Source organism: Luteibacter sp. PvP120, from assembly GCF_054055715.1.
Genome location: NZ_JBSRXP010000001.1, coordinates 649,282 through 672,270, shown reverse-complemented (window position 1 = coordinate 672,270; position 22,989 = coordinate 649,282). Strand labels below are relative to the sequence as shown.

Genomic DNA, 22,989 nt, shown 5'->3' with positions numbered 1-22,989 from the left:
AGCGCCTGCGGGTGGCTACGCCGCGCGAATGGCGCCCTTGGCGATGACCGGGCCCGTGGGCTGGCCGGTGGGCGAGCCGCCCGACGGTTCCAGCGAAACGGCCAGGGCGGCCGTGGGGCCGAGTCGGTCGAGCAACGACTTGTCCAGGTGGATGCGCTTGGGATCGGAGGGTGCGAAGACGCCCACCGATATGGGCTTGCCGCCTTCGGGGATCAGCCAGAGTTCGGTGCTGCGATCGGCGGCGATCGCCTCGGGTGTCGCGGGCACGAGCAACAGTTCGCTACGTTCGATGTCCATGGTGGCTGTCCACCCGGCCACGCCATGGTCGGTGGCGATGGTGGCGACCATCAGCGTGGCCGGTGCCGGTGCCGTCGTCGCCACCGGCGCCGTGGTCGGCACGCCGGGACGGGTGAGGGTCAGCACCAGCAGGCAGGCGGCCACGGCCGTGGCGCCCATGCCGAGCCAGCGCCACAGTGCCACGCTGTCCCAGGCACGGTCGGGCTTGCGCGATGGCGCAGCATCCAGGCCCAGGCGCCTGCGGATCGCGGCCCACACGTGGGCCGGCGGTGCCTCGTCGGCGATCTCCAGCGCGAGCGGCGTGAGATGTCGCTGCCAGAGGCCCACGGCGACGGCGGCCTCCGGGCTGGTTTCCACCTCCCTGGCGACCGCGGCGCGCGCGTCCGCATCCAGCAGGCCGAGTACGTACTCGGCATACCGCAGGTTGTCCTTGTCCGATTCGAAAGTACTGTTCATGGATTGAGGCAAGCCCTGAGCTGCAGGAGACCGCGGCGGACCCAGCTTTTCATGGTGCCCAGGGGCACCTTTGCGCGTTCCGCCAGCTCGTTATACGTAGCGCCACCGAAAAAGGCTTCACGGATCGAGCGACGCTGCTGTTGTTCGAGCTCGGACAGGCAGGCGCGCAGGCGGCGGTACTCCTGGTCGCTTTCCGCGTCATGGGCGGGTCCGGGGCGATCGTCGACCAGGGCGTCGAAGTCGACATCGTGCGCCTGGCGCAGGTCCGGGCGTTGGCGCAGGCGGTCGATCGCCTTGTTGCGGGCCACGGTCAGCAGCCAGGTAACCGCGCTGGCCAGGGCCGGATCGAAACTCCCGGATCGCTTCCATACGGTGACGAAGGCCTCCTGGAGCACTTCTTCCGCTTCGTCGCGATCGTTCATCACCCGCAGGCAGACGCCGAACAGGCGCGGCGAGGTACGGCGGTAGAGCTCGGCGAAGGCGCGTTCGTCCCCTTCGGCGGTGCGTAGCAGCAATCGGTTCAGCTCGTCGCGCTCGGCGGGGCTGGTGGCGGGCATGCGTCGGGTTTCCTTGGTCGGACGGGGCCGGTCAACGGTGCACCACGATCTATAGCATGAACCGGGTGTCGGGGGCAGCGTAGCCGGGCATGTGCATCCTTTTGCGGCACCATCCCGTATATATCCGGAAACCCAAGGAGCCCCTGTCCCCATGCCCATCGACGCCACCCGCAACGTCCCCCTGCCGCGTCGCAAGGCAGCGTGGCGCCGCTGGTTCGACACCTCGGTCGCGGATGCCGGCGACGATGCCCGTGCCGATCGGATCGACTGGCTGCGCGCCTCGCCGTTCGTGGTGATGCACCTGGCGTGTTTCGGGGCGATCTGGACGGGTGTGTCGACGGTGGCGGTAGGGGTCGCGCTGGCGCTGTACGCCGTGCGGATGTTCGCGTTGACCGGTTTCTACCACCGCTATTTCTCCCATCGCACCTTCCGCACATCCCGGGCGGTGCAGTTCGTCTTCGCCCTCATCGGTGCCAGTTGTGTGCAGCGTGGTCCCCTCTGGTGGGCGGCCCATCATCGCAACCATCACCGGCACACGGACACGACGCTGGACCCGCATTCGCCCTCCGTGCACGGCTTCCTCTGGAGCCATGCGGGCTGGTTCCTGACGCCCCGTGGCTTCCGCACCGAGATCGAGCGCGTGCCCGACCTGGCCGTGTATCCGGAACTGCGCTGGCTCGATCGCTTCGATACCGCCATTCCCGTCGTGCTGGCCATCGCCCTGTTCGGGCTGGGCAAGCTGCTCCAGCACGTGGCGCCGGGCCTGGGTACGGATGGCTGGCAGATGCTGGTGTGGGGGTTCTTCATTTCCACCACCGTGCTGTTCCACGCCACGGTGACCATCAACTCGCTGGCCCACCGGTACGGCAAGCGGCGTTTCGATACACGTGACGACAGCCGCAACAATGTGTGGCTGGCCCTCATCACGTTCGGCGAGGGCTGGCACAACAACCATCACTTCTTCCCCGGCACCGTTCGCCAGGGTTTTCGCTGGTGGGAGATCGACATGACCTACTACGGCCTGGTGGTGATGTCGTGGCTGGGGCTGGTGCATGACCTGAAGCCGATCCCCGCCTGGGTATCCGTCAAGGCAAGGGGTTGAGCATGCGCATTGCGGTCGTCGGCTCGGGCATTGCCGGACTTGCCTCCGCGTGGCTGCTGTCGAGGCACCACGACGTCACCCTGTTCGAAGCCAACGATTATCCCGGCGGACACACGCACACCCATCGCGTGGTCCAGGGCGGGCGCGAGTATGCCGTGGACACCGGTTTCATCGTGCACAACCGGGCGCACTATCCGCTGCTGTCCGCGTTTTTCGACGAACTGGGCGTGGCGACGAAGCCGACCACCATGAGTTTCTCGGTGCGCAGCGAGGCCAGTGGCCTGGAGTACAACGCCGCCACGCTGGACACGCTGTTCTGCCAGCGACGCAACCTGGTCTCGCCGCGCTTCCTGGGCATGCTGCGCGACCTGTTCCGTTTCTATCGCGAGGCACCGGCGCTGCTGGACGTCGACGGGCAGGGACCGTCGCTGGGCGATTACCTCCAGGCCCACGGTTACGGCGCGGCCTTTCGCGACGAACACCTGGTGCCGATGGCCTGCGCGTTATGGTCGTCGCCGTCGTCGTCGATCCTCGGCTTTCCGGCGAAGTACCTGGTTCGCTTCATGGCCAACCACCATATGCTGCGTATCGCGGGCCGCCCCGAATGGCGCGTGGTGGAGGGTGGCTCCCGCACCTACGTGGATGCGCTGCGCGCTCGCTGGCACGTGACCGAGCGGCTGAATACGCCGGTGGTGGGCGTGCGGCGCCACGCGGACTCCGTCGAGGTGGTAACGCACGGCGGCACCCACGCGTTCGACGAACTCGTGCTGGCCTGCCACAGCGACCAGGCGCTGGCGCTGCTGGGGGATGCCGATGGCGCCGAGCGCTCCGTCCTAGGCGCCATGACCTACCAGCCCAACGAGACCGTGTTGCATACCGATGCCTCGTTGCTGCCGCGCTCGCGCAAGGCATGGGCCGCATGGAACGCCTTCATTCCGGCCCGGCCGGGCGCGGCCTGTACGGTCAGCTATTGCATGAACCTGCTGCAGGGTATCCAGGCGCCCGAACCGTTCGTGGTGACGCTGAACCGCACCGAGGCCATCGATCCGTCGCGCATCCTGCGTCGCATGACCTACCACCATCCGGTCTATACCCACGCATCGGTAGCGGCACAGGCGCGCCGGAACGAGATCCAGGGCCGGCGGCGCACGTGGTTCGCCGGCGCGTACTGGGGCTGGGGATTCCACGAGGACGGCATGCGCAGCGCCGTCGAACTGGCGCACGACTTCGATGCCGTGGTCGCCCGTCGTGCCGAGGTCGTGGCGTGAACACGTCTCTTGCCAGTGCGGTGTACGAGGGCGTGGTGACGCACCATCGCCATGCGCCGCATGAGCATGCGTTCCGTTATCGCATGGCCCAGCTGTTCCTGGACCTGGACGAAGTGGACCGGGTGTTCGCCGGTCGCTGGCTGTGGTCGACGAACCGGCGCAACGTGGCCGAGTTTCGTCGGTCGGATTACTACGGCGACCCGGCCACGTCGCTGGCCGACGCGGTACGCGACCGGGCTGGCGAGGTGACCGGCCGCCGGCCCGCCGGCCCCGTGCGCGTGCTGACCCACCTGCGCTATGCGGGTATCGTGTTCAACCCGGTCACGTTCTACTACTGCTATGCGGTGGACGGCACGACGCTGGAATGCGTGGTCGCCGAGATCACCAACACGCCGTGGCGCGAGCGCCATACCTATGTGCTGCCCGTCACGGCATCCGGTGGCCACGCCATCGACGCCGACTTCGACAAGGTCTTCCACGTGTCACCGTTCATGCCGATGGACCGCACCTACCGCTGGCGCTTCACCGCGCCGGATGTACGGTTGAGCGTCCACATGGACGTACTGCGGGACGGCGAGCGTGAATTCGACGCGCACCTGTCCCTGCATAGGCGGCCGCTTTGTGCCGCCTCGCTGGCTCGCGTGCTCTGGCGCTATCCCCTGATGACCGCGCAGGTGGTCGGCGCCATCCATTTCCAGGCCCTGCGCCTGTGGCTCAAGCGCAACCCCGTTCACGACCACCCGATGAAGCAAGGCTCACCACCATGAACCGCATCGCCCGCACGGAAGAATTCATCGCCGACTCGCGCAGCCACCGCTTCCTGCGGCGCATGCTGCTGTCACGCATGGCGGGCCTCCGGCATGGCCGCCTCACCATCCTTGACGCGCTCGGGGGCACCACCTTGGGGGAGTTCGTCGAGGGTGCGCCCGATGTCAGGCTGGACGTGAAGGACATGGCCTTCTACCGGGCCGTGGCGGCCAACGGCAGTGTCGGCGCCGGCGAAGCCTTCATGGATGGCCTGTGGACCTGCGACGACCTCGTCGGCCTGATCCGGTTGCTGGTGCGCAACCGGGATCGTCTCGATGGCATGGAAACCGGACTCGCGCGCGTGGGCGGCCTGGCGATGAAGGCATGGCACGCGCTGCGCGAAAACACGCGCGTGGGCAGCCGGCGCAACATCGCCGCCCATTACGACCTCGGCAATGATTTCTTCCGCCTGTTCCTGTCCGCCGACCTGATGTATTCCTCGGCGCTGTGGGAGGGTGAAGACGACGACCTGGAAACGGCGTCCACCCGCAAGCTGGACCGCATCTGCCAGTGGCTGGACCTGAAGCCCGGCGACCGGGTGCTGGAGATCGGCACAGGCTGGGGCGGCTTCGCCATCCATGCCGCCCGTCACTACGGCTGCCACGTGACCACCACGACCATCTCGCGCGAGCAGTTCGCGCTGGCCGGCACGCGCGTGGCCGAGGCCGGGCTGGGCGACCGCGTGACCCTGCTGCTGGAGGATTACCGCGACCTGACCGGCAGCTACGACAAGGTGGTGTCGATCGAGATGATCGAGGCCATCGGCGCGGCCTACCAGGAAACCTATTTCGCCAAGATCGCCAGCCTGCTGCGTCCCGGCGGGCGTGTGCTGCTCCAGGCCATCACCATCGAGGACCACCGTTACGCGCAGGCCCTGCGTTCGGTGGACTTCATCAAGCGATTCATCTTCCCGGGCAGTTTCATCCCGTCGGTGCAGGGCATGCTGGCGGCGAAGACACGCGCATCCGATCTCGCGCTGGTGCGGCTGGAGGACTTCGGCGCCTCCTACGCACGCACGCTGCATGCCTGGCGCGTGCGGTTCATGGCGCGCCTGGCCGACGTGCGCGAGCAGGGCTTCGACACGCGATTCATGCGCATGTGGGAGTTCTACCTCGCCTACTGCGAAGGCGGTTTCATCGAGCGATCCATCGGCGTGTCGCACCTGCTCCTCGAAAAGCCGAGGCTCGCATGAGCGTCTGGCATACCTTCCTGGTGATCTGGCTGGTCGCCGCCTGGGTGATGACCGCGGGCTGGGCATGGCAGTGGCGGAAGAAGAACGCCGGCATCGTCGACGTACTGTGGTCGGTCGGCGTGGGCGGGTCGGCCGTGTGGGCTGCCCTGGCCGGCGCCGGTGCACCGCTTACCCGTGCGGTGCTGGCCGTGCTCGGCGGCGCCTGGGGTGTCCGCCTGGCATGGCACCTGTGGAAACGTGTCCGGGGTGAGCCGGAGGACGGCCGCTACCGCGCCTTGCGCGAACACTGGCAGGGTCACCAGGGCAAGTTCTTCGGTTTCTTCCAGTTCCAGGCGTTCCTGGTGGCGATGTTCGCCGTGCCCTTCACGGCCGTGGCCGCCAACCCGGAGGCCAACCTGCCGATGATCGTCGTGGCGATCGCGATATGGGTGATCGGCGTAGCGGGCGAGTCGCTCGCCGATCGCCAGCTGGCCCGCTTCCGCGCCGAACCGACGCACCGGGGAAAGACCTGTCGCGACGGCCTCTGGCGCTATTCGCGGCATCCGAACTATTTCTTCGAGTGGCTGCACTGGTTTGCCTACGTGGTGCTGGCGGTCGGCTCGCCCGTGTGGTGGCTTGCCCTCAGTGGTCCGGTGGTGATGTTCCTGTTCCTGCGTTTCGTCAGCGGCGTGCCGTATACGGAAACCCAGGCGCTGCGTTCGCGCGGCGAGGAATACCGCCGCTACCAGCGCGACACGCCCATGTTCTTCCCCTGGTTTCCTTCCCGAAAGAGCGACGACGCATGAACACGACAGCCGAAGCCAACGGTTACTCCCGCGAGGATCGCGCTGCCGGCGGCCTGCTCGGTCTTGCCGAGCGGGGCATGCTGCCTGACGCCCTGATTCGCCGCGGTATCCGTAGCCTTTGCGCGGCGCGCCTGCGCGAGGAAGGCGAGGGCGGGCTGTCCGCCGTGGCCGCGCGCTACCAGAAGCGTATCGACGCGTTGCGGCAGAGCCCTGTCGCCGTGCATACCGATGCGGCCAACGGCCAGCACTACGAGCTTCCCGCACGTTTCTTCGAGCTGTGCCTGGGGCCGCGCCTGAAGTATTCCGGCTGCCTGTATCCGTCCGGTGCGGAAAGCCTGGCGCAGGCAGAGGAGGCGATGCTGGAGGTGTACGGACGCCGCGCGGAACTGGCCGACGGCCAGTCGATCCTGGAGCTGGGCTGCGGCTGGGGCTCGCTCACGCTGTGGATGGCGCGGCGCTATCCGAACGCGCGCATCACCGCGGTATCCAACTCCAGCGGCCAGCGCCGGCATATCGAGGCACGTTGTGCGGAGCTGGGCCTGGACAACGTCAAGGTCATCACCAACGACGTGAACACGCTGGAGCTGGACGCGAACGGCTACGACCGTTGCGTGTCGGTAGAGATGTTCGAGCACATGCGCAATTACGAGACGCTGCTCTCGCGCGTAGCCACGTGGCTACGTCCGGGCGGCAAGCTGTTCGTGCACATCTTCGCCCACCGCCAGTTCATGTACCCGTTCGAGACGGATGGTGACAACGACTGGATGGGTCGGCACTTCTTCACGGGTGGACTGATGCCCGCGTCGGACACGCTGTTGTGGTTCCAGCGCGACCTGCGCATCGAGGACCGCTGGCACGTGGACGGCACCCACTACGAGCGCACGGCCAACCACTGGCTGGCCAACCAGGATGCCGCGCGCGACGAGGTGATGACCGTGTTGCGCGAGGCGTATGGTGATGCGGCCGGGTTGTGGTTCCAGCGCTGGCGGATCTTCTGGATGTCGTGCGCCGAACTGTTCGGTTACGACCGCGGGCAGGAATGGCTGGTGGCTCACTACCGGTTCGTGAGGGGCTAGTCGACCGTTGCGCCTGCAGCGCGAAGCTGGCGAATGACGCCGTCTACGCCGCGTTCGATCATGTCGAACGCGTGCGTGAAATCCTTCGCCGAGCCGTACCACGGGTCTGGCACATCGATACCGTCCGCGTTGCCGGCAAAATCCATCAGCAGGCCGATCCTGTCCTCGGCGGCGTCCGGCGCCAGGCGACGCAGGGCCTGCACGTGACCCGCAGTCATGCCCAGAACCAGGTCGTAGTCGGTGAAATCCCTGGGTGTGACACGTCGGGCGCGGTGCGGCGGCATGGCGACGCCACGGCGCTTCAGTTCGGTCAGGGCGCGTGGGTCCGGCGGATTGCCGATTTCCTCGCCGGTGACGGCGGCGCTGTCCACGCGGACATCCCAGGACAACGCGGCGGCCTTGTGCACCAGCAGCGCATGGGCCGTGGGTGAGCGGCAGATGTTGCCCGTGCAGACGAACAGGACGGCAGGTGTATTTTTCATCGGGCGACCTTAATGCAAAGGGCGGTCGGGCACGAGGTCGGTCGGCACGTGCACGCCACGCCGTGCGATCTTCTCGGTCATGATCGTGTGCTGCATCAGCAGGCCGGAGACGAGATAGGCCGCCACGCTCGCCGCGAGCAGTGGCAGCAACGCGTGGGGCTGCATGGTGGTCTCGAACACGAACACCGCAGCGGTCAACATGGCGCGTGCCGCCCCGGCGAAAAGCGCCGCCATGCCCACGAGCGCCGCCATGCGCGGATCGACCTGGGCGATGGGCCAGTGGGCGAGGGCGATGCCGAGCAATCCGCCGAGTGCGCCACCGATGGTGAACAAGGGTGCGAGCGTGCCGCCCGACGTACCGCTGCCCAGCGCGATCGACCACGACACCAGCTTGGCGAAGGCGAGCAGGGCCAACGCGCCGAGACCGAGGTGACCGCCGATCACGGCGACGATGTTCTCGTAGCCCACGCCCAGCGTGGAGGGCACCAGGTAACCCACCACACCCACGGCGATACCGCCGATGGCCGGCCACCACATCCAGTGAATCGGCAGGCGCTCGAAGAGGTCTTCCAGACCGTATACCAGCCGGGTCACGCCGACGCCGATCACGCCGAACAGCAGGCCCAGCAGGGTGTAGACCGCCAGCGCCGTGACCGAGGCGGGCAGCAGCGCCGCCATCGGGAACACGGGGCCCGGGCCTTCGAGTGCGAAGCGGACGGCGGTGCCGGTCGCCGCAGCCATGGCGACCGGTACCAGCGAGCGCGCGCGACGCTCGAACAGCAGCATCTCGATGCTGAGCAGCACGGCGGCGAGGGGCGCGGCGAAGATGGCAGCCATACCCGCCGCGGCACCGGCCGCAAGCAGCGTCTTGCGTTCATCCGCGGTCACCGGCAGCAACTGCCCGATGAAGGAACCGAGGGCACCACCGGTGGCGATGATCGGGCCCTCCGCACCGAACGGGCCGCCGGTACCGATGGCGATGGCCGAGGACACCGGCTTCAGCCAGATCATGCGGGCGGGAATCCGGCTTTCGTTGGTCAGCACCTGCTCCATGGCTTCGGGGATACCGTGCCCGCGGATGGCTCGCGAGCCCCAGCGCGCCATGGCGCCGACGAGCAAGCCACCGATGACGGGAATCAGGATGACCCAGACGCCGCGGTGGTTGTGCGCCGGGCTCACCCAGGTCGTGCTCCAGTCGCCGAAGAACGCCACATGCGTGACCAGTGCGATCAGCCGCGTCAGCGCATGGGCGATGAGCGCGACGAAGGCAGCCAGGGCCATGGCGATCAGCGTGGTGGCGACCAGGCGTCGGCGGACGCGCGGCAGCCGGCTGCGCATGTGTTCCTGCGCGAGCGTGGGGTCGAGCGAGGGCGCAAGTGGGATGGCCGCCCGGTCATGGGGCGGATGCAGGGGATCGGTCATGGTGGGTAGCCGAACAGGGATGCGACAAGGCTACGCGTTACCGCGCTTTGTAGCTGGCTGGCAGATGAACGACCTGTCTGAAATGAAAAAAGCACGCGGTGAAGGACACCGCGTGCTTTTGTCTGGAATGACATGGTGGAGCGGAGGAGGATCGAACTCCCGACCTTCGCATTGCGAACGCGACGCTCTCCCGGCTGAGCTACCGCCCCACGTCCGGCGAATGATATCAGCCATCTCCGTGACTGCCAACAGTCGATTTGAAAGGGCGTGGGAGGCTCAAAATGCCCAACGCAGCCGAACACGGCAGCGACCCAGTGCTCCGTACAGGGACACGCCGGTCAGTTCCTCGGTCCGCAGCACCAGGATTTCATGGGAGCACGGACGCCAGCAGGATCCATCATTGAGATGGCTTTCCGCTCTTTGGAAGCAGTTCTCTCGCCATGTCCATCGCCTGCTCGTGTGAAGCAGCAAGAAGTAGCGGGTAGCCCCAGAACTTGGCAAAGACGACCGAAAAGGCCCTGAAACCCAGGCGCTTCGCCGGGTTGGCTTCGATCAGGATCATTGCCAGGACGAGCCTTCGCAATTCGACCTTGTTCTTTTTCATCCAGAGTGCGGTGCGTTTCTTTTCTTCCGGAGAATGCTCATGGTCTTCGGCAGGTGCGGAATCGGTCAAGAGCACGAAGGGCTCTCCACGCTGCAAATTGGCCTCGAATTCGGCGAAGTCCTTCTCGTGGTCGTGTCCTGGCTCGTCCGTGAGCTTCATCCAGACCAACGGGAAATTGGAACTATCGATCGACATGGCCGTTTCCTTTGCTTTTCACGCGAAGCCAGGTGGCTACCACGGCGAAAACGCCGGGCAGCGTAATGAAGAGCACTGCCGAGAATCCAACGTACCAGCCGTCGCGCAACCCGTCGGAGATACCGCCAAGGGTATTCAGGACAACAAGCAGGCTACCGAGGACCAGGGCCATCCACTGAGCCGTTCGGGTTCCGATCAGCGTGAGAAGCACCGTGACGATCCAGCAACCGTAGTACGCGGAAAACATCCACAGGATGCCCGGCTCGAACGTTATCGCCGGTGTCAATCCATGCGCCCTCACGAAGCCGTTGACGTAGAAGAACAACTGGAAGGCTACAAAAAGCACGGCGCCCACGGCCGTCGTCAGCCAGAACAAGGTCACCTTGTTCTGATCGACCATGGGCAGGTCTGGCGCGGTGGATAAGCGGGACTGAAGGGGCATGGCGGTTTTCTCCGTAATCGATGGTGATATGTCTGCGAATGTGCAACCGGTGCAGCATTCGAGTGCGCGCAACTCAATACCTGTAGTCAAACGTCACCATGACGTTGCGTGGCGCGCCGTAACTTACGGTGTCGAAATCGCCCTTTTGCAAGGCGTATTTCCTGTCAAGCACGTTGTTGAGGTTGACGGTCACGTTTGTCTTCTGCGTCACGGCATAGCGCCCCATGAGCGATACCAGGGCATAAGACTTCTGTTCTCCGCCCAACGAACTCGTGCCGGTGTTGGGCGCCTGGTAGAAGCGGCTTTGCCATTTGACGCCTCCGCCTAGCGTCAACTTGTTCCACTCTCCAGGCATTCGGTAGGTGGTGAAGACCTGGGCGGTAGTACGCGGTATTTGCGAATTCAGACGGACGCCATCGCCGTCCTGGGCCGTGAAGTGGGCGATACCCGCGTAGACGTTCCAGCCACGCGCCAGTTCTCCCTGCAAGTCCAGTTCGATCCCGCGCGACTTGGTTCCATCCGCGCCTTGATAGGCCTGGGCGCCGCCGGGGGTGTACGTTCCGGCGATCATCTGTGCCGCGTTGTCCAGCCTGGTGTCGAACAGGGCCACCGACGCATTCAGTCGACCGTCCATGTAGGCGGCTTTGAGGCCGATTTCTTCGGTTTTTCCCTTTGACGGCGTGAGCACGTTGCCTTTGTTGTCCCGATAGTCGGTTTGCGGATTGAAGATGCCCGTGTAGCTGACGTAGGCCGAATACGTCGTGTCGATGTCGTAGATCAAACCGGCATACGGGGTGAACTCGCCGCTCTTCTTGTAGTGCAACGACGAGCTACCGACTTGGTCATCGATGTCGTAGTTGCTGAGGCGGCCGCCGATGATGAGTTTCAGAGGTTCGGCCAGTGAAAACCGGGCCGCGGTATAGATGCCGCTCTGCTTGACTCGGGTACGAGTCGGTATCGACGCCATGGCATCGAAATCAGGGCGGGGGTAGGGCGTGCTCAAATCATAGACGTCGACCGGCGCAACACCCGCATAGAACGGTGCGATGTCTTCCTGGCTGGCCGTGCGGTGCGAACTCGTCGCACCGATCACCAGGTCATGCTGGCGACCGAACAGTTCGAAGGGGCCGCTCGCCATAAGGTCAACCGTGTTCTGACGGCTGTGACCGTCGGACGCCAGCGCTACCGGGTAAGCCCCATAGGGATAGAAACCCAGTCCCGTGGCACGATCGGGGCGGCCGACCAGGCCGAGTAGCTCGGCATCGTATTCCGTGCGGTATTGGTTAGCGATGGCCCGGAGGTTCCAGCCGTTGCCGAAGCGGTGTTCGATCTCGGCAAACGCCGTCTTGAGGGTGTTGTCCCAATGGCTCCAGCTCTGCGCATAGTTCTTTGAGGGGGAGTATTGCGCCTGCGTGCCGTCGCTGAACCATAGCGGTAAACCGCCCCACGTAGAGTCCTTCGGCGTGATGTCCTGATAGTCATAGCCCAGGCTCACCGTCGTGTCTGGCGTCAGGTCGGCCTCGATGATTCCGTAGAAGGCTTTCCGATGCGGCTTATAACCGTCGATATACGAGTTTCCGTCCTGGTAGGTTCCCACCACGCGCGCACGGACGCGGCCGTCCTCGGTCAACGGAGTCGATACGTCAGCCACGCCCCGCTGCGTATCCCAGCTTCCCGCGCCGAGCGAGGCAGACGCCGAGAAGTCACGGGTCGGTCGTTTGCGCACCAGGTTGATGGCCGCCGACGGATTGCCGGTGCCGGTCAGCAACCCGGATCCGCCGCGCACGACCTCGACGCGATCGTAAAACGCGGTGTCGATGGCACCGATACCGCTCCCGTTGACGGGGCTGCCGATGACGGTCGGTATGCCGTCGTATTGAACGTTGTTTATCAGGAAACCACGGGAATAGAAGCTTGTTCGTTCGCTATCGGCCTGGTCCGACGTGACGCCCGTGGTGTTGTCCAGCACGCCCTGAACCGAATTCAACTGCTGGTCGTCCATGCGCTGACGCGTGATCACCGTCACCGATTGTGGTGTTTCCTGAAGCGATAGCGGCAGGTGCGTGGCCACCGTCGTCTTGCCCGTGGTGTAAGAGCCCGTGCCTTCGGTGGTAGCCGGCTTTATGCGTCCGGTGACGGTGATCGCCGGCAGGGCCGTTTCCTCCTGCGACGTTTCCCCCGTCTTGGTTTGAGTCTGAGCTGACTCGGCGGCGAATGCGCCCGGCGCACTGATGAGTGCGGCTGCCGCTACGGCGGAGCCAAACATGGCGCGGTGCCGGAGCCCGATGGCGGCATGGCATGGCGCATCCCGCTGAGGATAGGCGACGGCTTCCGTATGCCTGTCGATTGATCTACGGGGACGCCCAGACGTTTCGCGGTCGTACATTAATAATACTCATTTGCATTTAGATGCCTTATTTAACAATGGCGACCAGGGGAAGTGATGGCGAAACCAGGCCAAGTTGTTATTCGATTCGGCCAACGCACGATCGTTTCCAGCGCTCTGGCCGTCTTGCGAAACATGCTGGCCGGATCTCGCAATGCTTAGCTGGTCAGCGTGAGTAGGCTGCGCTCCACTGTGGTCATCCATGTCGGCCCATCGCATGTGGCCGAGCGAGCACTTTGTTCTTACGGGAGGAGGCCGCCTCAGGGCTGCACCTTGCGCTTGAACCGAGCCCAACATAAGCCAGGCTGCCTCCCGTTGTGACGAACAACTGAGGTCAGGCATAGCGTAGGAATAAGGACATGGCGCCATGTGATGACTCGCCTCGGATCGTTGACTTGATTGCGTCATTCGGCAGCAAGAAGCCGTTGCCGCGCAAACGCAAACACGCCGCGACGACCGGTGCCGAAACTGGATTGCCGATGTCGTCCCAGGAGCATCGCCTGGCGGCGAGCAGGTTACGGCCGACGATCGTTCGTTCAACTGTATTGAATGCCTTGGAGCAGGCAACACCGAGCTGTCTCGATGCCAGTCAGATGTATCGCGTTCTCAGCAGGCAAATCGACAGCCTCACGCCGGGATCGGTCTACCGAGCCCTGAATGATTTATGGACTGCTGGCTTGTTGATTCGCGCGGAAGGCGCACGTGGGCGGGCATTTTATACAATCAAGCCGGCGGCGCTGAATCGGTACGACACGCTGCGGTGCCACTGTGGCGCGCGACTGGTTTTCCTAGAAGACCCGGTGTTGCTTGGGCAGTTGCGATCGCTGGCATCGAAGAACGGTTTCGTTTTCGATGAGGAGTCGGTTTTTACAATAACCACGACGTGTTCGAAGTGTCAGCATCTTCGCAAGGAAACGAAGTTCACGGTCGAGGGCAGTCGATAGTGTTCTGCCAACAACGTGGTTCAATCAAGGGGTGATTTCATCAGGGAGCATGATGCCGGGAGTACGTTCGGCACTGCTCGTGCGGTCCGAAAGGTATCGTGCCGGGGGCTTGCCCACTGCCTTGCGGAACATGGTGACGAACCCACTGGCATTTTCATACCCCAGATCCAATGCCACCTTCTGCACCGTTTCACCCTTGGTCAAACGCTGCAGCGCAAGGATCACATGCAGCTGCCGACGCCAGCGCCCGAAGCTCATGCCAATTTCATGCAGCAGAAGACGACTCATGCTTCGCTCGCTCATGCCAATACGGGTAGCCCATTCGGCCTTCGACGTCTTGTCCGTGGGGTCGGCCAGCATCATTTCGGCGAGGCGCCGCAATCGGGGATCGCGTGGCATGGGTAGGTGCAAGTCTTCCACCGGTGCCGCTACCAACTCGTCGAGTAACGCGGCAATCAGGCGCTCCTCCCGTCCACCCAGCGCATACACTTCAGGAAAACCGGCCACCTTCAGGAGCAACTCGCGTAGCAATGGCGATACTGAAATCGTGCAACAGGTTTCCGGAAGGCCCGGTGCAGCGTCGGGCTCGACGAACAGGCAATAGCATTCCGTATCACCCGCCCCGCGTGCCGCATGGGGCAAGTCTCCTGGTATCCATATGGCGCACTGAGGCGGCACGATCCAGACGCCCTCTTCGATTTCGCAGTTGAGGATGCCTCTTACGGAGTAGATCAGCTGTGCCTTACGGTGACGGTGCCTCGCATTTTCCCAGCCCTTTGTCACCGACGTGGCACTCAAGGCCACCACGGACCGCATGATGCTATCGACGTCCCTCGACGCGGTTAGATCGGTGATGGCAATGCTTGACATGATCTACCCAGCTTAGACGAAGGCGCGACTTTGGCCTAATTGAAAAATATGATCCATAAATGTCGCGATAAAGTCTAGCCAATACGCTCGGATCGATCATTGGCATGTCAGCCTCGCCTTTAGTGACGCTGGCCATGCCGCACTCAGGTTGGGGCGGCGGGATAAAAGCATGCCGATGCGCGCGCGCTCACCCGTCTGGCAAACGTCATATCCGTGATCAAGCAGCCATGTCGCGGCCTGCGGCTGACCGCTGACGAGGGCGGCTTCCAGTGCGCCTCGCGGGACGTTGTCGACATGATCGGGAGTGGAACCGGCTTCAATATTCGCTCCGTTGGTCAGGAGTGCGGCCATAGCCTCGGTCTGCCCGCATTGAGCCGCCAACACGATGGGCGGCGAAGCAGTTAGTGGCGTGGTTGCGTCAGGATCTACCCGGGCCGAGAGCAGGGCGGATAGCGCGTGCGCGTTGCCGATCCAGGCAGCGCCCGCTAGTGCCTGTTTGAGCGCGTTGGTTGACGTCTCATCAGTCCGGTCAACGAGTTCGCCCAAGGCGGAATCAAATGCGGCGTCATTTCTCGAGAGGACTGCCGAGCGAAGCCTGGCCGCGCTGTCTCCATGAGACGCCTGTGAGATCGCGTCTTGCGCGGCGGCCTGTTGGGTCGATAGGCAGGCCGGTGTGAATGCGTGTGCAGTGTTTTCCGCGGCAGCGATAAGTAGGGCACAGATCAGTGGCGTCTTGAAGGTTCTATCCATGACTTGCTCCTTACGTTTTTTACTTAAGGGGGCGACCGACACGGTTCACTCTCTACCTCACCAGCCGCTTAAATACGATTCGTCATACGTTTGCGCTTTGTCATCCACGACCCGAACAGAAAAAAAGCAAACGAGACAACCCAGCAGTAGAAGCCCAAAAGTGCCTTTGGTTGATTCATGACGTCGTCGATGCCCGAGAACAACACGGGCATGGGGTGGGACAGAGATAACCAGAAAAAAAAGACAGCGATGGCTATAGAAATAGCACTTAGAACCATCGACCGTTCATACCGGGATTCGGCATGGCAAAAGATCGCCGCAATGAAGGTGATGTTCGCTAGCCAACCCATGGCGGCTGGCTTGAGAAATAGCGTACCGATCCATCCGAAGCCGGCAAGGTACCAGCCAGGGTAGGTGACGACATGGCCGATGGCATGATCGGGAGGCACGTGGGTGATGAAAGTCACAGCGGGTAAGAAAAGACTCGTGGCATATAACGCGATGGCAACGGCGATAATCGTCCATCGGCAATTTCTTTCGCTCATGAAGCCGCGTGCTCGGTAGGCTAATGTAGCTGTAAGAATCAGTTACCGTCGCGCCACAAGCAATGGATGACACCTGTCAGATGCTAGCGCCGCACGTGCTGGGGACAATGCATCCGCAGCCAGATAATTGACTAACGGAGCAAGTGTAATGAATTCGATCCTCGGCGTAGCGACACTCGCAATGGTCCTCGGCGGGTTCCTGATCTGGGAATGCGCCAGCTGGGTCGGTGCACGCGCGGAACTCGCAAAACAGCAGGCCCGCAAGTTGAGGCTGGAAAACGATCAGCTTGAAGCGATGCGGGGCGCGCAAACATCTTCAAGGACGCAAGCCCGGTTCTGATCGGTACGCATGGTGCGTCCTGCACAGCCCTACGGTGGAGCCCCGAACATGCCTGACCGTCCGAAAAGGACGGTTTTCATCAGGCGAACGCGGTGCAGCCACTAAGGCGAACGACTACGACCCACGAATCGTTCGATGCCTGGTTGGATGCCTAGCCGCGATCCGGCAACAGCGCGCAAAGACGATCGTGCAACACCTCGCGGCGCCAGCCCTCCAGGGCCTCGGGCCACACACCACCGCTCATCACCAGTTCTTCCATCGAGCGCCGTGCGCAGAGCAGGCCCGGCGGGACATCCAGCTGCGTGGCCAGGGTGTCGATGGCGCTGCGCATCTCGTTGATCGCGCGTTTGGCGTCACCGACCGGGTGGCCGATGATGGCGGCGGTGCTTTCCACCTCGTCCGCCGTGACCGGCTGGCGCACCAGGTCGAACAACTCCTGGCGCTGTGCCGAGCGCAGGGCGCGGGTACCGCGTACGCGTTCATCCAGCTCGGCGGGGGTTTTCGGTATCGACGCGACCAGATCGAGGGCGTGGTTGTCTTCCAGCAGCCAGGAGCGGGGTTTGTCCAGCGTACGTGCCGAGGCCTCCCGCCAGCGCAGGATCCGGCGCAGCAAGGCCTGCTGTTCTGGCGCCCATTCGCTGGCCGCCTTGAAGCCACGCTGGGGCTGGGCATCGCCATGGCGCTGGCTGGCGCGCCGCTTCATCCGTGCGCAGTCTTCCGCGTGCCAGTGGGCCCGGCCACGTTCGGCCAGGCGTTCCGAGAGGATCGCGTGGACGGGGTGCAGATGGACGACGTCGAGCGTGGCGTAAAGCTTCTGCGACTCGGTGAGCGGACGCTGCAGCCAGTCGCTGCGCGTTTCGCCCTTGTCCAGTTCTTCGCCGACCAGTTCCGCCACCAGGGCGCGGTAGCTGATGCCCAGGCCCATGCCGACGAAGGCCGCGGCGATCTGCGTGTCGAACAGGGTGTGCGGGCCGTCCGGAAGGAACGGGGCCATCGCTTCCAGGTCTTCCCCGGCGCTGTGCATCACCGTGACGACCGGTTGCGCGGCGAACACCGGCGCCAGGGCGTCGTCCAGCGGCACCGCCAGCGGGTCGATAAGGGCGTATCGGCCTTCGTGCGCGAGCTGGAGCAAGGCCAGCTGCGGGTAGAAGGTGTTGCGACGCATGAACTCGGTATCGAGCCCCACGACGGCGGTGGGTGCGATGGGGGCGAGCCACGCGTCGAGCCCCTCGCGATGGTCGATCCAGGGGGCGGGATGAGCGAGGTCGCTCGTTGTCATGCAAGATCCTTGGGGTCGGTCAGGAGTCGCGGCGACGTATCGTGTTGCCCTGCCGGGCGCGATTCCCTATGGTTGCAGCGCACGATAGCAGGCTCGCACGGAACCGCCCACCATGCCCAATACCGAGACCGTTCGACGACAGCGCGCCATGGGCGGCGCGTTGGGCGTGGCCTTGCTCGGTTTTGCGCTGTTCTACCACTTCTTCCCGCAGCTGCTGCACGTCCAGACCACGCAGAACACGCCGCGGTCGCCCATGCGCGGTCAACCGACCACGATGGGCTTCGACCAGCGTCCGCAGGCGGCGGCCGGGGCCGTGGTTTCCGAACTCGATGCCGGGCCGCCGATCATGCTGGCGCCGACCGCCGTGATCGCGGCGCGGCGGCGTGAAAAATCCCCGGAACGGGTGCTGCCGGCGCAGACGAGTCCGGACACCCCCGAATTGACGGCCTTGCTCGATCGGGGCGACAAGGCCCTGGCGGCCGATCGCCTGGTCGGCGGCAAGGACAGCGCGGCCGCACTGTTCGGTGCCGTGCTCAAGGAGAAGGCGGACAGCCAGCGTGCCCTGGCCGGCATGGACGAGGTGCGCGCGCGCATGGCCGCCGAGATCGAGCAGGACATCGCGCTGGGGGACGCCGATGCGGCGCGCGAATCGCTGGCTGCGCTGAAGGCCTTGCCCGCCAGCGCCGCGGATGTCGCGCCGCTCCAACAGAAACTGGGTGTGCTGGAAAAGGTCCGGCCCCTGCTGGGCAAGGCGGCGGCGCAGCTGCAGGAAGGCAAGGCCGACCTGCCGCACGGCGACAGCGCGCTGGATACCTATCGCCAGGTGCTGCAGATGGACGAGGGCAACGCCGTGGCGGAGCAGGGCATCACGCAGGTGCAACGCACGGTGCTCGACAAGGCGCTGGCGGCGGTGGCCCAGAACGACTTCGCAGCAGCGGACACGGCCCTGGCGGCCGCCGCGGTCATCCAGCCGGAATCGCAGGCGCTGCAGGATACGCGTGGTCGTATCGAGGGCATGCGTCGGCAGAGCGCCACGGCGATGCTGGCCCAGGCCCGCTCCGCCCTGGATGCCGGCAATCTCGAGCTTGCCCGGCAACTCGCCGACAAGGCGCAGCAGACCAGCGCCGACCTCGCCGGCCTGGACGACTTCAACGAGCGGCTGACCAACGCCCGCCTGTACGCCAGTTACAAACCCGGACAGGTCTTCGCCGACCGCTTCGTCGACTCCACCGGACAGGCGCCGGCGATGGTGGTGGTGCCCACGGGCCGGTTCCTCATGGGCTCGCCCGACGGTGAGCGTGGCCACGACGCCAACGAAGCACCGGTGCACGAGGTGCAGGTGGACAAGGGCTTCGCCATGGCGCGCAGCGCGGTCACCATCGGGCAGTTCCGTGACTTTGTCCGCGCCACGGGCTATGTGCCGCAGTCGGTGTCGATGCAGGGCGGCAGTGTCTACGACGAGCAGAGCGGCGGCCTGCGCGACGACTCCAACGCCAACTGGCAGGACGACTACGCCGGCAAGCCCGGCCAGGACCGCCTGCCGGTCATCAACGTGTCGTGGAACGACGCCAAGGCCTACGCCGACTGGCTCTCGCAACGCACGGGCAAGAAATACCGGCTGGCCAGCGAGGCTGAATTCGAATACGGCCTGCGTGCCGGCACCACCACGCGCTACTGGTGGGGCGATGGCTCGCCCGGCTCGCGCGTGGAGAACCTGACCGGCGGCAACGACCGTTCGGGCTCGGGCCGCCGCTGGAGCAATGCGTTCAACGGCTACAAGGACGGTTTCTGGGGGCCGGCCCCCGTCATGAGTTTCACGCCGAACGCCTTCGGTCTCTACGACATGGGCGGCAACGTGTCCGAGTGGGTGGCCGATTGCTGGCACGACAACTACATCCGGGCACCGCGTTCCGCGGAAGCGTGGGTCAACCCGGGCTGCGGGCGGCGGGTCATCCGCGGCGGCTCCTGGGGCAGCGCGCCGGACATGGTGCGATCGGCTTACCGCCAGGGCGCGACGTCCGATCTGCGCAGCGCGCGTGTGGGCTTTCGCGTCGTCCGCGAGTTGTGAAGCCACTCGCTGCCGGATACGCCTAGCGGATCACTTGACGCTGACGAGCCTCGCGAAACAATCTCCGGAAAAGCCGCGCACGGCATCAGGGGAAATCATCTTGGCCACTTCCATCATCGTCGGGTACCGTCCCTTTCCCGGTCGTACCGATCTGGTCGTCAGCATCCTCCTGGAGACCTACGCGGTGATGCAGCGCGCCGGGCTGATCACCGCGCGTCGCCCCTGGATCATGCGCAGCGAGGAGGGCAACGTCGTGGCGGCCTTCGACATGACCGACGAATACTCCTTCGCCGCTTCTGAGAAAATCCGTGAGGTGAGCATGCTGCGCGCCCGCCTGATGGGCGTGGCCGAGCGCGTGCCGCTGTCCGGGCTGCGCGAGAGCAACGACCCCTACGCCGAGTTCGAGACCAGCAACGATTACCCGGCGGTCGACACGCCGCGCATCGCCGATGCGCAGGGCTGACGGTCAGATGTTGCCGTAGACCGCTTCCAGTTGCGCCACCGCCTGGTTGACCCGCTGGATGCCGGAGGACTGTGCCACGGCACTTTCGCTGATCGTGCTGGTCACCTGGGTCACGTTGGCGATGGAAGCGACGATCTCGTCCATCGTTCGACCCGCCGTGCCGACCAGGCTCGCGCCTTCCTCGACGCGCCCGCGGGCATCGCCGATCAGCTGGTGGATCTGCCTGGATGCGCTGGCGCTGCGCACGGCCAGCTGGCGCACTTCGTCCGCCACCACGGCGAAGGCCTTGCCACTCTCGCCGGCGCGCGCGGCCTCGATGGAGGCGTTGAGCGAAAGCAGGTTGGTCTGGAACGAAAGCGCGTCGATCAGTTCGAGGATGTCCTCGATCGACCGCGTGCCTTCCTGGATGCCGCCCATGGTGCGGACCACGTCGCGCATGACCTCGCCGCCACGCTCGGCGGCCTGCCGGGCGCCGGAAGCCAGTTGCTCGGCGTTGCCGGCCTTGCTGGCGTTGTCGACCACGGCGCCGGACAGTGACACCACCTCGCGTTGCAGCGTCTGCGCGGCCAGGGTCTGCGCGGTGATGTCGGTGGCGTACTTGATGACCTTCATCGGCACGCCGTTGAAGTCGAGGATGGGGTTGTAGGTTGCCTGGATCCACACCACGCGACCGTCGCGGCCGAGCCGCCGGTACAGGGCCGCGGCATGGCGCCCCTCGCGCAGCCGCGCCCAGAAGGCCGCGTAGCCGGGCGACGACGCTTCATCGGATTCGACGAACATGCGGTGATGTCGCCCGACCACCTCGTCACGCGCATAGCCCATGGCGCTAAGGAAGTTCTCGTTGGCGTCGAGGATGGTGCCGTCCAGGTCGAACTCGATAGTGGCCTGGGCCCGGTCGATCGCCTGCAGGCGGCCGTCCATGTCGGCCGCCGCGATGCGCTGCGCCGTGACATCGGTGGCGTACTTGATCACGCTGACGACCTGACCGCCCCGATCGAACAGCGGGTTGTACGACGATTGCAGCCACACGTCGCTGCCATCCTTGCGCCGGCGTCGATACAGCCCTGTATCGCTGCGGCCGGTGCGCAGGGCGGCCCAGAAGGCCGTGTACGCATCCGTGTCGGCTTCGTCACCGGCGACGAACATGCGGTGATGGGCACCGCGGATCTCGTCCAGCCGGTAGCCCATCGTCTCGAGGAAGAGCGCATTGGCGTGACGCACGTGGCCGTCGGGGGTGAATTCGATGACGGCCTGGACCTTGTCCAGTGCGGCGAGCTTGCCCTGGGAGGCGCGATGTCTCTCGAACCAATGGCGAATCATCGAAAAGCCTGAAGTGTGACTTGCGTCACTTATCGGCGGTACATGGGCTTACTTAAGAATAAAAGTGATGGAATCGGTAGGTTCGCTACCTTTTCGTTCAGGTTCGGAGCGTCGTCGGCATCCGGAACATGAAGCAGGTGCCCGCCTCCTTCGACGAGGTCACCGTGAGCGTCGCGCCATGGCCGCGGGCGATTTCCGAGGCGATGTACAGGCCCAGACCCAGGCCGGGCCGGGGCTGTGAACTATCCGGCCGGAAGAACGGATGGAACAGGCGATCCAGCGTCTGCGGATCGATCGGGTCACCGAAGTTAGTGACCGCCAGCGTCACCGCGCAACCCTCGTCCTTGCCTTCGACCAGGATGGGCCGACGGGTATCGCCATGGGTGATCGCGTTGTTGACCAGGTTGGCGATGAGCTGCTGCATGCGCTTGAGGTCGAAGCGGAGCGGACGGTTCACGCTCCAGCTCGCGCGGATATCCGCCTCGGGATGCGCCTGGCGAATCTCCGCCAGCACGCGCTCCGCGGCCTCGGCCAAGTCGTCGCGTACCTGCGTCGTCACGGGGATGCCCGCCGCCAGCCGCGCGCGGGCGAAATCCATCACGTCGTCGATGAGGTCCGCCATGCGGCGCGTGCTGGCCGCAATGAGCCCGGCCAGGCGTTGCGCGCGTGGCGGCAGGTTCATCGACTGCAGCGACTCGGCAGCCATGCCGGCGGCCTGCACCGGGCTGCGCAGGTCGTGCCCGACCACGGCAAGGAACTGCTCCCGTAGCACGCCGTCGTCCACCTCTTCCCGCAGCGCCTGTTCCGCGTCATTCACCCGGTCCTCCAGCGCCAGCTGGGCGGCGATCAACTCGCCGAACAGGGTCATCTCGGCGGCAAGACCTTTCTCGTCGAGGGTGACCGGGCGCGAATCGATGGCGCACAGGGTGCCGAAGAACTGGCCATCCACCGTGAAGATCGGCACCGAGGCATAGCTTTCGAGCTTGTAGAAGCGTGGCGTGTGGTGGTCGGCGTAAACCGGATGGGCGCTGGCATGGCCGAACACCACCGGCTCATGGTGCTGGCGGATCTCGTCGCAGATGGTGCTGCCCAGTGCGAGATCGTCGCCGGCGCCGAGGCCGAAACCGAGGTCGTCGCGAACGGCGCAGGCCGTCCAACGGTTGTCCGTGACCCGTGCCACCGCGGCGAAACGCATGCCCGTGCGGCGGACCACGGCGTCGAGGATACGGGGCACGACCGACAGGCGCGCCACCGCCCCGATCAGGGGATCGTCCAGGGTGGCAAGGGAGGAGCGAACCTGAGGCATGACTCGATTCTACCAGTATGAACAAGCGTTAAG

At 64.8% G+C, this 22,989-nt stretch carries 23 protein-coding genes and 1 tRNA gene; 10 read left to right on the top strand and 14 right to left on the bottom strand.

The features are described from left to right. Positions 1–15 precede the first annotated feature (15 nt). Positions 16–753 carry an anti-sigma factor gene (locus ACVKN3_RS02560; RefSeq protein ID WP_285401494.1) on the bottom strand — a complete coding sequence of 246 codons (738 nt, stop codon included), beginning with the start codon at positions 751–753 and terminating at the stop codon, positions 16–18. Next, positions 750–1,310, bottom strand: coding sequence for a sigma-70 family RNA polymerase sigma factor (locus ACVKN3_RS02555; RefSeq protein ID WP_285401495.1), 561 nt, complete (start codon positions 1,308–1,310; stop codon positions 750–752). The genes ACVKN3_RS02560 and ACVKN3_RS02555 overlap by 4 nt, the downstream gene beginning before the upstream one ends. 151 nt (positions 1,311–1,461) lie before the next feature. Between ACVKN3_RS02555 and ACVKN3_RS02550 the strand changes: the two genes are divergently transcribed. The 6 genes from ACVKN3_RS02550 to ACVKN3_RS02525 are packed head-to-tail and all read left to right on the top strand — an operon-like array spanning position 1,462 to position 7,540. Further along, the gene (locus tag ACVKN3_RS02550; protein ID WP_354512658.1) at positions 1,462–2,412 is read left to right on the top strand and encodes an acyl-CoA desaturase; all 951 of its coding nucleotides are present in this window, start codon (positions 1,462–1,464) and stop codon (positions 2,410–2,412) included. A 2-nt stretch (positions 2,413–2,414) separates the two neighbouring features. Next, positions 2,415–3,680 carry an NAD(P)/FAD-dependent oxidoreductase gene (locus tag ACVKN3_RS02545; RefSeq protein ID WP_285401497.1) on the top strand — a complete coding sequence of 422 codons (1,266 nt, stop codon included), beginning with the start codon at positions 2,415–2,417 and terminating at the stop codon, positions 3,678–3,680. Continuing rightward, positions 3,677–4,447: a DUF1365 domain-containing protein gene (locus ACVKN3_RS02540; protein ID WP_354512661.1), complete on the top strand. Its 771-nt coding sequence runs from the start codon at positions 3,677–3,679 to the stop codon at positions 4,445–4,447. Before ACVKN3_RS02545 ends, ACVKN3_RS02540 begins: the two co-directional genes overlap by 4 nt. Then, positions 4,444–5,679: a cyclopropane-fatty-acyl-phospholipid synthase family protein gene (locus ACVKN3_RS02535; protein ID WP_354512663.1), complete on the top strand. Its 1,236-nt coding sequence runs from the start codon at positions 4,444–4,446 to the stop codon at positions 5,677–5,679. The genes ACVKN3_RS02540 and ACVKN3_RS02535 overlap by 4 nt, the downstream gene beginning before the upstream one ends. Further along, positions 5,676–6,464, top strand: a complete 789-nt coding sequence (locus ACVKN3_RS02530; RefSeq protein ID WP_354512665.1) for a DUF1295 domain-containing protein — start codon at positions 5,676–5,678, stop codon at positions 6,462–6,464. Before ACVKN3_RS02535 ends, ACVKN3_RS02530 begins: the two co-directional genes overlap by 4 nt. Next, the gene (locus ACVKN3_RS02525; RefSeq protein ID WP_354512667.1) at positions 6,461–7,540 is read left to right on the top strand and encodes an SAM-dependent methyltransferase; all 1,080 of its coding nucleotides are present in this window, start codon (positions 6,461–6,463) and stop codon (positions 7,538–7,540) included. Before ACVKN3_RS02530 ends, ACVKN3_RS02525 begins: the two co-directional genes overlap by 4 nt. Here the strand turns inward: ACVKN3_RS02525 and ACVKN3_RS02520 are convergent. The 6 genes from ACVKN3_RS02520 to ACVKN3_RS02495 form a co-directional block, all read right to left on the bottom strand. Further along, on the bottom strand, positions 7,537–8,022 hold the full coding sequence (locus ACVKN3_RS02520) for a low molecular weight protein-tyrosine-phosphatase (RefSeq protein WP_354512669.1): 486 nt from the start codon (positions 8,020–8,022) through the stop codon (positions 7,537–7,539). The two genes, ACVKN3_RS02525 and ACVKN3_RS02520, sit on opposite strands and share 4 nt — an antisense overlap. Positions 8,023–8,031: 9 nt before the next feature. Next, positions 8,032–9,444: a chloride channel protein gene (locus ACVKN3_RS02515; RefSeq protein WP_354512671.1), complete on the bottom strand. Its 1,413-nt coding sequence runs from the start codon at positions 9,442–9,444 to the stop codon at positions 8,032–8,034. 133 nt (positions 9,445–9,577) lie between these two features. Continuing rightward, positions 9,578–9,653: transfer RNA gene (locus tag ACVKN3_RS02510), tRNA-Ala, on the bottom strand. 188 nt (positions 9,654–9,841) lie between these two features. After that, positions 9,842–10,243, bottom strand: a complete 402-nt coding sequence (locus ACVKN3_RS02505; protein ID WP_354512673.1) for a hypothetical protein — start codon at positions 10,241–10,243, stop codon at positions 9,842–9,844. Beyond that, on the bottom strand, positions 10,230–10,685 hold the full coding sequence (locus ACVKN3_RS02500) for a hypothetical protein (protein ID WP_354512675.1): 456 nt from the start codon (positions 10,683–10,685) through the stop codon (positions 10,230–10,232). The genes ACVKN3_RS02505 and ACVKN3_RS02500 overlap by 14 nt, the downstream gene beginning before the upstream one ends. Positions 10,686–10,758: 73 nt before the next feature. Next, positions 10,759–12,951 (bottom strand): TonB-dependent siderophore receptor, encoded by a 2,193-nt coding sequence (locus tag ACVKN3_RS02495; RefSeq protein WP_354512677.1) that lies wholly within the window; start codon positions 12,949–12,951, stop codon positions 10,759–10,761. 515 nt (positions 12,952–13,466) lie between these two features. Between ACVKN3_RS02495 and ACVKN3_RS02490 the strand changes: the two genes are divergently transcribed. Continuing rightward, positions 13,467–14,015 carry a Fur family transcriptional regulator gene (locus ACVKN3_RS02490; protein WP_354512679.1) on the top strand — a complete coding sequence of 183 codons (549 nt, stop codon included), beginning with the start codon at positions 13,467–13,469 and terminating at the stop codon, positions 14,013–14,015. Between the two features lie 24 nt (positions 14,016–14,039). On the opposite strand, the gene ACVKN3_RS02485 is transcribed toward ACVKN3_RS02490, so the two are convergent. The 3 genes from ACVKN3_RS02485 to ACVKN3_RS02475 all read right to left on the bottom strand — a co-directional run bounded on the left by ACVKN3_RS02485 (position 14,040) and on the right by ACVKN3_RS02475 (position 16,180). Next, positions 14,040–14,885: an AraC family transcriptional regulator gene (locus ACVKN3_RS02485; protein ID WP_354512681.1), complete on the bottom strand. Its 846-nt coding sequence runs from the start codon at positions 14,883–14,885 to the stop codon at positions 14,040–14,042. A 96-nt stretch (positions 14,886–14,981) separates the two neighbouring features. Further along, positions 14,982–15,635 (bottom strand): ankyrin repeat domain-containing protein, encoded by a 654-nt coding sequence (locus ACVKN3_RS02480; RefSeq protein ID WP_354512683.1) that lies wholly within the window; start codon positions 15,633–15,635, stop codon positions 14,982–14,984. A gap of 68 nt (positions 15,636–15,703) precedes the next feature. Beyond that, entirely contained in the window at positions 15,704–16,180 is a 477-nt protein-coding gene (locus ACVKN3_RS02475) for a hypothetical protein (protein WP_354512685.1), read from the bottom strand. A gap of 148 nt (positions 16,181–16,328) precedes the next feature. Here ACVKN3_RS02475 and ACVKN3_RS02470 point away from each other — a divergent pair, with 148 nt between their 5' ends. Continuing rightward, complete coding sequence (locus ACVKN3_RS02470; RefSeq protein ID WP_354512687.1) at positions 16,329–16,520, top strand: hypothetical protein; 192 nt, start codon at positions 16,329–16,331, stop codon at positions 16,518–16,520. Between the two features lie 151 nt (positions 16,521–16,671). Here ACVKN3_RS02470 and rnd read toward each other — a convergent pair whose 3' ends face one another. Next, positions 16,672–17,799, bottom strand: a complete 1,128-nt coding sequence (gene rnd, locus ACVKN3_RS02465) for a ribonuclease D (protein ID WP_354512689.1) — start codon at positions 17,797–17,799, stop codon at positions 16,672–16,674. 112 nt (positions 17,800–17,911) lie between these two features. On the opposite strand from rnd, the gene ACVKN3_RS02460 reads away from it, so the two are divergent. Beyond that, on the top strand, positions 17,912–19,867 hold the full coding sequence (locus ACVKN3_RS02460) for a formylglycine-generating enzyme family protein (RefSeq protein WP_354512691.1): 1,956 nt from the start codon (positions 17,912–17,914) through the stop codon (positions 19,865–19,867). A 100-nt stretch (positions 19,868–19,967) separates the two neighbouring features. Next, entirely contained in the window at positions 19,968–20,330 is a 363-nt protein-coding gene (locus tag ACVKN3_RS02455) for a hypothetical protein (RefSeq protein ID WP_354512693.1), read from the top strand. Positions 20,331–20,333: 3 nt separating this feature from the next. Here ACVKN3_RS02455 and ACVKN3_RS02450 read toward each other — a convergent pair whose 3' ends face one another. Both ACVKN3_RS02450 and ACVKN3_RS02445 read right to left on the bottom strand, forming a co-directional pair. Then, positions 20,334–21,650 (bottom strand): methyl-accepting chemotaxis protein, encoded by a 1,317-nt coding sequence (locus ACVKN3_RS02450; RefSeq protein WP_354512695.1) that lies wholly within the window; start codon positions 21,648–21,650, stop codon positions 20,334–20,336. Positions 21,651–21,747: 97 nt separating this feature from the next. Next, positions 21,748–22,956: a GAF domain-containing sensor histidine kinase gene (locus tag ACVKN3_RS02445; protein ID WP_285401518.1), complete on the bottom strand. Its 1,209-nt coding sequence runs from the start codon at positions 22,954–22,956 to the stop codon at positions 21,748–21,750. Positions 22,957–22,989: the final 33 nt, after the last annotated feature.

Bases quoted from the DNA above. Each gene is read 5' to 3' on its own strand.
- ACVKN3_RS02560 (WP_285401494.1), bottom strand. From the start codon at position 753: ATGAACAGTACTTTCGAATCGGACAAGGACAACCTGCGGTATGCCGAG.
- ACVKN3_RS02555 (WP_285401495.1), bottom strand. From the start codon at position 1,310: ATGCCCGCCACCAGCCCCGCCGAGCGCGACGAGCTGAACCGATTGCTG.
- ACVKN3_RS02550 (WP_354512658.1), top strand. From the start codon at position 1,462: ATGCCCATCGACGCCACCCGCAACGTCCCCCTGCCGCGTCGCAAGGCA.
- ACVKN3_RS02545 (WP_285401497.1), top strand. From the start codon at position 2,415: ATGCGCATTGCGGTCGTCGGCTCGGGCATTGCCGGACTTGCCTCCGCG.
- ACVKN3_RS02535 (WP_354512663.1), top strand. From the start codon at position 4,444: ATGAACCGCATCGCCCGCACGGAAGAATTCATCGCCGACTCGCGCAGC.
- ACVKN3_RS02530 (WP_354512665.1), top strand. From the start codon at position 5,676: ATGAGCGTCTGGCATACCTTCCTGGTGATCTGGCTGGTCGCCGCCTGG.
- ACVKN3_RS02525 (WP_354512667.1), top strand. From the start codon at position 6,461: ATGAACACGACAGCCGAAGCCAACGGTTACTCCCGCGAGGATCGCGCT.
- ACVKN3_RS02520 (WP_354512669.1), bottom strand. From the start codon at position 8,022: ATGAAAAATACACCTGCCGTCCTGTTCGTCTGCACGGGCAACATCTGC.
- ACVKN3_RS02515 (WP_354512671.1), bottom strand. From the start codon at position 9,444: ATGACCGATCCCCTGCATCCGCCCCATGACCGGGCGGCCATCCCACTT.
- ACVKN3_RS02505 (WP_354512673.1), bottom strand. From the start codon at position 10,243: ATGTCGATCGATAGTTCCAATTTCCCGTTGGTCTGGATGAAGCTCACG.
- ACVKN3_RS02500 (WP_354512675.1), bottom strand. From the start codon at position 10,685: ATGCCCCTTCAGTCCCGCTTATCCACCGCGCCAGACCTGCCCATGGTC.
- ACVKN3_RS02495 (WP_354512677.1), bottom strand. From the start codon at position 12,951: ATGTTTGGCTCCGCCGTAGCGGCAGCCGCACTCATCAGTGCGCCGGGC.
- ACVKN3_RS02485 (WP_354512681.1), bottom strand. From the start codon at position 14,885: ATGTCAAGCATTGCCATCACCGATCTAACCGCGTCGAGGGACGTCGAT.
- ACVKN3_RS02480 (WP_354512683.1), bottom strand. From the start codon at position 15,635: ATGGATAGAACCTTCAAGACGCCACTGATCTGTGCCCTACTTATCGCT.
- ACVKN3_RS02475 (WP_354512685.1), bottom strand. From the start codon at position 16,180: ATGAGCGAAAGAAATTGCCGATGGACGATTATCGCCGTTGCCATCGCG.
- ACVKN3_RS02470 (WP_354512687.1), top strand. From the start codon at position 16,329: ATGAATTCGATCCTCGGCGTAGCGACACTCGCAATGGTCCTCGGCGGG.
- rnd (WP_354512689.1), bottom strand. From the start codon at position 17,799: ATGACAACGAGCGACCTCGCTCATCCCGCCCCCTGGATCGACCATCGC.
- ACVKN3_RS02460 (WP_354512691.1), top strand. From the start codon at position 17,912: ATGCCCAATACCGAGACCGTTCGACGACAGCGCGCCATGGGCGGCGCG.
- ACVKN3_RS02450 (WP_354512695.1), bottom strand. From the start codon at position 21,650: ATGATTCGCCATTGGTTCGAGAGACATCGCGCCTCCCAGGGCAAGCTC.
- ACVKN3_RS02445 (WP_285401518.1), bottom strand. From the start codon at position 22,956: ATGCCTCAGGTTCGCTCCTCCCTTGCCACCCTGGACGATCCCCTGATC.